We start from the raw sequence: 8,484 nt of genomic DNA, 5'->3' as shown, positions 1-8,484 counted from the left end.
CGCGAGGACAATCCCAAGCAGTTCCACGATCTGTCCGGCGACGGCTCGATGCTGGCCAAGACCTTGCGCCGGCTGACGGCCCGGCCGGAAGGCGAAACGCCGATCTTCCTGATTGCCGCGGAGCGCCATGCCGACCGCGTTCACGCCGATCTTGCCGGCCTCGACCTCGCCGGCGGCGGGCCGCTGTTCGAGCCGACCGGGCGCAACACAGCCGCCGCCGTCGCACTGGCGACGCTGCGCACACTGTCCGAGTTCGGCGACAGCCTGGTGCTGGTGGTGCCGTCGGACCATGAGATATCGACCCCGCGCCAGTTCTGGCAGAGCGTCGAAGCCGGCACCGAGGCAGCGCGTAGCGGCCGGCTGGTGGTGTTCGGCATCAGGCCGACACAGCCCGAGACCGGCTACGGCTATATCGAGGTTGCGGCCGAAAGCGGCGGCATCTTCGACGTGTCGCGCTTCGTCGAAAAGCCGGATCTTGCGACTGCGCAAAGCTATCTCAAGGCCGGAAATTTCTACTGGAACACCGGTATCTTCCTTTTTCGCGCCAGCGCCATGCGTGATGCCTTCATAGCGTTCCAGCCGGATATCTGGCAGGCCACCGAAGCAGCGTACAAGGCAGCGACATCGGATTTGTCCGGCCTTTACATGCCGCTAGAACTCTACGCCGCCATTCCGTCGAACTCGATCGACTACGCCATCATGGAGCGGGCAAAAGACATCGCGATGGTGCCGGCCGGCTTCCGCTGGAACGATCTCGGCTCATGGCAGTCGCTGCTCGATGTCGGCCCCGCCGACGACCGGGGCAATGTCATCATCGGCGACGTCGTCGCCATCGATTGCGAGAATTCCTACATTCGCAGTGACGGCCGCCTGCTGTCGGCGATCGGCATGAAGGACATCGCCATCGTTTCGACATCGGATGCCACCTTCGTCGCTCCGGTCAGCCACAGCCAACACGTCAAGAAGATCGTCGAGCAGCTCGAAAAATCGGGTCGCCTGGAAACCAGGTTCACGCCGGCGCATGACCGCGTCATCGAAAGCGGCGCCTGGCGGCGGCGCGTGCATCACTGGCTGTTTCAGGAGACCTTGCCGCTGTGGTCGACATCGGGCGTCGACGAACGCCATGGCGGCTTTCACGAAGCGCTTGGCCTGGACGCTTCGCCGTTGATGAAGCCCAAGCGCATGCGCACCACGGCGAGGCAGGTCTATGCCTTCGCCGTTGCCCGGGCGCGCGGCTGGGACGGTCCGGCCGACCGGCTGATCAGCCACGGCATCGCCTTCATGGCCGGCAAGGGCCGCACCGACAAGGGCGGCTGGGTTCGGACGCTGAATGTTGACGGTTCGGTTGCCGACGCCACCGAGGATGCCTACGATCATTCCTGCGTGCTCCTGGCACTGGCGCATGCGCATATGTCTGGCAATCCCGACGCCTTGCGCCTCGGCGAGGAAACCTTCGCCTTTCTCGATGCGCATCTCGAAGACAGCCGCATGACCGGCTTCCTTGAGACATCGGATGGCAAAGGCGAGCGCCGCTCCAACCCGCATATGCACCTGCTTGAGGCCTTCCTCGCCTGGCACCAGGCGACCGGCGAGCGCGCCCATCTGCGCCGCGCAGCGCGCATCATCGACCTCTTCCGCAGTCATTTCTTCGATCCGGAAAGCTGGACGCTTGGCGAGTATTTCGATGCCGAATGGAAACCATCCGCCGGCGAGAAAGGCTCGTGGACCGAGCCTGGCCACCATTTCGAATGGGCCTCTTTGTTGGTCGATTTCGCCGGGCGCAGCGGCCAGGCCGAGTTGAGCGGCTTTGCCAGGAAACTCTACGCCTCGGCCATCGCCAATGGCCTCAACCGCGCCACCGGGCTTGCCTATGGCGCCGTCTCGCGGCAGGGCCTGCCGCTCGACCTGATATCGCGCAGCTGGCCGCAGGCCGAAGCCGTGAAGGCGGCGATCGCACTGGATGGCTCGGGCGGCCCCGATCTGAAGCCCGAGATCGAAGCGCGCGTCGGCCGGCTGTTCCGCTGGCACATCGACCCGGCGCCGCTCGGCCTGTGGATCGACCGCATCGACGAGCGCGGCCGCTCACTGGCATCGGACGTTCCGGCCAGCATCTTCTATCATCTGGTCTGCGCGCTGACCCAGTATCTGGACAGCACGGCCGACCTGAAGGCGTAAGGGCAGCCTCAGTACGGGCTCGCCACATCCCCGGTCTCGACATAGATCGACTTCAGCTGCGAATAGAGCGCCAGTGCGGCCAGTGAATTCTCACGCCCGATGCCTGACTGTTTGAAGCCGCCGAACGGGATTTCCACCGGCGTCAGATTATACGCGTTGATCCAGCAGGTGCCGGCCTGCAGTTCGGCGATGACGCGGTGGGCGCGCGGCAGGTCGCGCGTGAAGACGCCGGCAGCGAGGCCGAATTCGGTGTCGTTGGCGCGGTCGATCACCTCGTCCTCGCCGTCGAATTTCAACACGCTCATCACTGGTCCGAAAATTTCTTCACGGGCGATGCGCATGCCATCGGTCACGCCGGTGAACACCGTCGGCTCGACGAAGAAGCCGCCCTGAAAGCCCTGCAGCGAAGGCACATTGCCGCCGCAAGCAAGCGTCGCTCCATCCTGCTTGCCGATCTCGATATAGCCGGCCACCTTGTCGTGCTGCGCCTTGGAGACCAGCGGTCCCATCTGGGTTTCGGGATCGAGCGGGTCGCCGATGCGGATTTTCTTGGTCCGCTCTATCAGACGGTCGACAAAGCGGTCGTGGATGCCGCTCTGCACGAAGACGCGCGTGCCGTTGGAGCAGATCTGTCCGGTCGAATAGAAATTGCCGAGCATGGCGCCGCCAATGGCGTTCTCGATGTCGGCATCGTCGAACACGATCAGCGGCGACTTGCCCCCGAGTTCCATCGTCGCGTGCTTCATCTTCGAGCCGGCAAGCGACAGCACCTTGCGGCCGGTCGGCACCGAACCGGTCACCGAGACCTTGGCGACGACATCGTGGCCGACAAGCCCGGCGCCGACATCGCCATAGCCCTGCACAACGTTGAACAAGCCGTCGGGTAGCCCCGCTTCGCTGTAGATCTCGGCCAGTGCCAGCGCCGACAGCGGCGTGTTTTCCGACGGCTTGAACACCATGGCATTGCCCATGGCGAGCGCCGGTGCCGATTTCCAGCCGGCGATCTGGATCGGGTAGTTCCATGCGCCGATGCCGACACAGACGCCGAGCGCTTCGCGCCTTGTGTAGGCGAAGGGTCCGCCGAGATCGACCGACTCGCCGTTGTAGGCGGCAACGGCACCGCCGAAATATTCAAGGCAGTCCGCAGCCGAGGGCGCATCCGCCACCAACGTTTCCTGGATCGCCTTGCCGGTGTCCAGCGTCTCGATGCGAGCGAGGTCGGCGTTGCGGGCGCGTAATATGTCGGCGGCGCGGCGCAGGATGCGCCCGCGCTCGACCGGCTTCAGCCGCGCCCAGGCGGGCTGCGCCGCCCGCGCGGCCTCGACGGCGAGTTCCAGCACGTTCGGCGTTGCCGAACGCAGCATGGCGATGGTCTCGCCGGTTGCCGGATAGATGACCGGCAGCGGGGCGCCGCCTTCGTCCTCGATGTAGCGTCCGTTGACATAGTGCGATGCCGTGGGCTGAGCGCGCATGGAAGTCTCCAGATTGTCTTTCGCGGCATGCGGATCGTGCAGTCACACGATCATGCTCTATCTGTCCGACGCCTGCCAGCGCGGATTGATCCATGGTTCCTGGTTGGACGGCGCCAGCGGCGTGCGGCCAAGGATGTGATCGGATGCCTTCTCGCCGGTCATGATCGACGGCGCATTGAGATTGCCGTTGGTGACGCGCGGGAAGATCGAGGAATCGGCGACCCGCAATCCTTCGACGCCGATGACCCGGCACTCCGGATCGACGACGCTCATCACGTCGTCGGCGCGGCCCATCTTGCAGGTGCCGCAAGGATGGTAGGCGCTCTCCGCGTGATCCCGGATGAAGATGTCGAGATCGTCGTCCGACTGCACGTGGCTGCCCGGCGATATCTCCTTGCCTCGATAGGGATCGAACGCCGACTGGCCGAAGATCTCGCGGGTCAGCCGGATGCAGTGGCGGAACTCCGCCCAGTCGTCTGGATGCGACATGTAGTTGAAGTGGATCATCGGTTTCGATTTCGGGTCCGGCGAGCGCAGCGTCACCGACCCCCGCGACTTCGAGCGCATCGGTCCGACATGCGCCTGGAAGCCGTGCGACTTGGCCGCCGCCTTGCCGTCATAGCGGACTGCCGCGGGGATGAAATGGTACTGGATGTCGGGGTAGTCGACGCCGGCACGCGATCGCACGAAGGCCGCCGCTTCGAAATGGTTGGTGGCGCCTAGCCCGTTCTTGAGGAACAGCCACTGCGCCCCGATGAGCGCTTTCGAGAACGGATTCAGCACCGAATTGAGCGTGATCGGCAGCAATGATTCCTGCTGGATGTAGAGCTCCATATGGTCCTGCAGGTTGCGGCCGACGCCGGGCCTGTCGGCCACCACCGGAATGCCGTTTTCGCGCAGATGCTCGGCCGGACCGATGCCGGACAGCATCAGGATCTTGGGCGAATTGATCGACGATGCGGCGACGATTACCTCACGTCGCGCCTTAACGACCTGAATCTGTTTGTGAGCTTCGATCTCGACGCCGATGGCGCGCTGATTCTCGATGATCACCCGCCGCGCAAAGCCCTTGACCAGACTGACGTTTTTGCGCTTCAGCGCCGGCTTCAGATAGGCTGATGCCGCCGACCATCGGCGGCCGCCGCTGATGGTCTGCTCCATCGGCCCAAAACCTTCCTGCTTGGAACCGTTATAGTCCTCCGTCAGTTCGAACCCGGCCTGGCGGCCAGCCTCGACGAAGGCGCCATAGAGCGGATTTTTACGCGAGCCGCGCTGCACATGCAGCGGCCCGCCGTGCCCGCGCCAGCCATCCTCGCCGCCATCCGAATCCTCCATGCGCTTGAAATAGGGGAGCACGTCGGCGAAGCCCCAGCCGGCCGCACCCTCTTCGGCCCAATGGTCGAAGTCGCGGGCGTGGCCGCGCACATAGACCATGCCGTTGATCGAGGACGAGCCGCCGATAACCTTGCCGCGCGGTGTCGCCAGCACACGGCCGCCGAGATGCGGCTCCGGCTCGCTGGCAAAGCCCCAGTCGTAGAGGCTCATGTTGAGCGGGATCGACAGCGCCGACGGCATCTGGATCAGCGGCCCGATATCGCTGCCGCCGAATTCGATGACGATGACCGAATGCTTGCCGTCTTCCGACAGGCGATAGGCCATGGCCGAGCCGGCCGAGCCGGAGCCGATGATGACGAAATCCGCTTCAAGCATGGTTCATATGCGCCATGAAATCGGCGAGCGAGACATTGCCGCCGGTAGCCACAACAAGGACGGTCTTGTCCTTCACATCCACCTTGCCGCCGAGCAATGCCGCGATCGACGCCGCCCCCGACGGTTCGAGCACCAGCTTCATGCGCTCGAAGGCGATCCGCATCGCGCGCCGCACCGATTGGTCGTCGACGGTGATGCCGTGAACACCCGCCGTCTTGACCGCGGCAAACGGAGCATCGCCCGGCCGTCGCGACATCAAACCGTCGCAGATCGATTTCGGCCCGATCGGCATCGTCTCGATGCTGCCATGCGCCAGCGACGAGCCCATGCCATTGAAACCTTCCGGCTCGACGCCGATGATCTCTGTGGCGGGCGACAGATAATGGAAGGCGAGCGAAACGCCGCCGATCAACCCACCGCCACCGACCGAGCAGAACAAGAGGTCGGCGCTGGCACCTTTGGCTTCGAGTTGGTCAAGCGCTTCGAGGCCGGCGCCCGCCTGGCCGGCGACGATCTCCGGATCGTCGAATGGATGCAGCAGCGCCAGGCCCTCTGTCTCGGCGATCTCGCGCGCCTTGGCGGCGGCGACTTCCTCCCGCGCGCGCTCGCCATGGTCGGTCAGCACGACGCGGGCGCCATAGCCCGCCGTGGCATCACGCTTGGCGGCCGGTGCGTCGATCGGCATGACGATGGTGACGGGAACGCCAAGCGCCTGGCCGGCAGCCGCCAGCCCTTGCGCGAAATTGCCGGAGGAGTAGGCGACGACGCCCTTCTTCGCTTCGTCAACTGAAAGCTGCTTCAGGCGCCAATAGGCGCCGCGCACCTTGAATGAGCCGGCCCATTGCAGCGATTCCGGCTTGATGAAGACGCGGGCGGCGCCGGTCTCGCGGGCTAGTGCCGTCGATTCCAGCAGCGGCGTGATCTGCGTCGCCCTGGAGGTGACGGCATAGGCCTGCTTGAGATGGTCAAGGGAGGGGACGAGAAGGTCTGACATCATTCGCCTCGCGGATACCGTTTGCTCTCTTCGAGATTGTCGAGGTTCATGTGATTGCGCATGTAACGCTCGGACGCCTTTTGCAGGGGTTGGAAATCCCAGGGGTAATAGGCGCCGTTGCGCAGCGCCGGATAGACGACCCAGCGGCGCGCCTGGCTTTCGCGGACAGCGGCGTCGAAGCCGGCCATGTCCCAGCGTGTCTGGACCTTGTCCATGAATGCCGCCACCAGGCCCGCATTGGCCGCGTCGTCGGCCAGATTGTCCCGTTCGAGCGGATCGGCTTCGAGATCGAACAGTTGCGGCGGATCGAGCTCGCAATGGACGAATTTGTATCTGCCGTCGCGGATCGCCACCAAAGGCGCATTGGACCCTTCGGCGGCATACTCCATCAACACCGGCGCGGTGCGCTCGATGCCCTCGGTGAGCGGCAGCAGCGACTGGCCGTCGGTCCACGGCGCGATCGCAGCGATGTCGATGCCGGCGAGATCGCAAAGCGTCGGCGCCACGTCGAGATTGGAGACCGGCGTCTCGATCAGCCCGGCGCGAACGCCCTTGCCGGCAATCATCAGCGGCACCCGCGCCGAACCCTCGAAGAAGCTCATCTTGAACCACAGGCCGCGCTCGCCGAGCATGTCGCCGTGATCCGAGCAGAACAGGATGATTGTGTCGTCCGCCATGCGTGTACGCTCGAGAACGTCCAGGATCTCGCCCAGCTTGTCGTCGACATAGGAGATGTTGGCGAAATAGCCCTGCCGCGAACGACGCACCTGCTCCGGTGTGATCTCGAAAGAGGGATAGTCGCTGGCGTGGTACAGCCGCCGGGAATGCGTATCCTGCTGGTCATACGCGATGAACCCGGTTTCCGGGTCCAGCGCCCGGCAATGCTCATAGAGATCCCAATACTGCTTGCGCGCGACATAGGGATCGTGCGGATGCGACAGCGAGACAGTGAGGCACCAAGGCCGATGGTTCGCATCGTCCTGTTCGCGCGAAAGCTGATAGAGCTTCTGCGTGGCCAGGAACACGACCTCGTCGTCATACTCCATCTGGTTGGTGATCTCGGCGACGCCTGCACCGGTCACCGAGCCCAGATTGTGATACCACCAGTCGATACGCTCGCCGGGCTTGCGGTAATCCGGCGTCCAGCCGAAATCGGCTGGATAAATGTCGGTCGTCAGCCGCTCCTCGAAACCATGCAACTGGTCCGGCCCAACGAAATGCATCTTGCCCGACAGGCAGGTGTAGTAGCCGGCGGCGCGCAAATGATGGGCAAAGGTCGGGATCGATGAGGCGAATTCGGCGGCATTGTCATAGACGCCGGTGCGCGACGGCAATTGCCCGCTCATGAACGAGGCACGGCCCGGCGCGCAGAGCGGCGAGGCCGTGTAGTTGTTGGCAAAGCGCGCCGAACGCGCGGCCAACGCTTTCAGATGCGGTGTATGCAGAAACTCCGCCGGTCCGTCCGGAAACAGGGTTCCGTTGAGCTGGTCGACCATGACGATCAGGAAATTGGTTCGCTTCATTGTCACTGTTTGCGCCGCTCGCCAAGTTTGGTTTCGAGATAGTCCTCGACCAGCGCGATCGCGGTCGCGGCATCGGGCACGCCGTCTTTCAGCGCCCGCCTGATGTAGAGCCCGTCGATCATCGCCGCGGTCGCTTCGGCGGCGCGGTCGGCTTCGGCTCTGGGCAAGATCCCGGTCAGCCCGCTCATCAGGTTCGAGTGCAGCCGCCGCGCGTAGACCTTGAGCAGCCGGCGCAAGGCCGATGATTTCTGCGCCTCGACATAGAAGGCGAGCCAGGCGGCGATGGTTTCCGGCTGGAACTGGATGTCGGAGAAATTGACAGCGACCACCGCCGAGACCCTTTCGCGCGCGCTATTGGCCGAGCCAAGGGCGCGCAACGTATCGGCTGTAAGCTCCGCCAGTATGTGCCGCATCGTCGCCAAGAGCAGCTCGTCCTTGGCACCAAAATAATGATGGGCAAGGGCGGACGACACGCCGGCGCGTCCGGCGATCTCGGACATGGTCACGTCGAGCGAACCGCGCTCGCCGATCGCCGAGATCGTCGCGTCGATCAGCGCCTTGCGGCGCAGCGGTTCCATTCCGATTTTCGGCATCTCGCCATGATCCTTTG

General features: G+C 64.3%; 6 protein-coding genes. 1 reads left to right on the top strand and 5 read right to left on the bottom strand.

Annotation, left to right across the window (positions count from 1 at the left end):
- The coding region (locus EOA22_RS16985) for an AGE family epimerase/isomerase (RefSeq protein WP_127390099.1) at positions 1-2,175 on the top strand (2,175 nt) is incomplete at its 5' end.
- Between the two features lie 8 nt (positions 2,176-2,183).
- Here EOA22_RS16985 and betB read toward each other — a convergent pair.
- From betB to betI, 5 genes are read right to left on the bottom strand one after another with little or no spacing between them, the layout of a single operon-like run.
- The gene (betB, locus tag EOA22_RS16980) at positions 2,184-3,647 is read right to left on the bottom strand and encodes a betaine-aldehyde dehydrogenase (RefSeq protein ID WP_013532682.1); all 1,464 of its coding nucleotides are present in this window, start codon (positions 3,645-3,647) and stop codon (positions 2,184-2,186) included.
- 57 nt (positions 3,648-3,704) lie between these two features.
- Positions 3,705-5,357: a choline dehydrogenase gene (gene betA / locus EOA22_RS16975; protein ID WP_013532681.1), complete on the bottom strand. Its 1,653-nt coding sequence runs from the start codon at positions 5,355-5,357 to the stop codon at positions 3,705-3,707.
- Complete coding sequence (locus tag EOA22_RS16970; protein ID WP_063167695.1) at positions 5,350-6,354, bottom strand: threonine/serine dehydratase; 1,005 nt, start codon at positions 6,352-6,354, stop codon at positions 5,350-5,352. Before EOA22_RS16970 ends, betA begins: the two co-directional genes overlap by 8 nt.
- Entirely contained in the window at positions 6,351-7,880 is a 1,530-nt protein-coding gene (gene betC / locus EOA22_RS16965) for a choline-sulfatase (RefSeq protein WP_063167696.1), read from the bottom strand. The genes EOA22_RS16970 and betC overlap by 4 nt, the downstream gene beginning before the upstream one ends.
- Positions 7,877-8,467 carry a transcriptional regulator BetI gene (gene betI, locus EOA22_RS16960; RefSeq protein WP_013532678.1) on the bottom strand — a complete coding sequence of 197 codons (591 nt, stop codon included), beginning with the start codon at positions 8,465-8,467 and terminating at the stop codon, positions 7,877-7,879. The genes betC and betI overlap by 4 nt, the downstream gene beginning before the upstream one ends.
- Positions 8,468-8,484: the final 17 nt, after the last annotated feature.

This window comes from Mesorhizobium sp. M7A.F.Ca.US.014.04.1.1 (genome assembly GCF_003998745.1).
In the GTDB taxonomy this organism is placed as follows: domain Bacteria; phylum Pseudomonadota; class Alphaproteobacteria; order Rhizobiales; family Rhizobiaceae; genus Mesorhizobium; species Mesorhizobium ciceri.
Note: the sequence above shows the minus strand (reverse complement) of the source record. Positions and strands in the feature narration are given on the sequence as shown.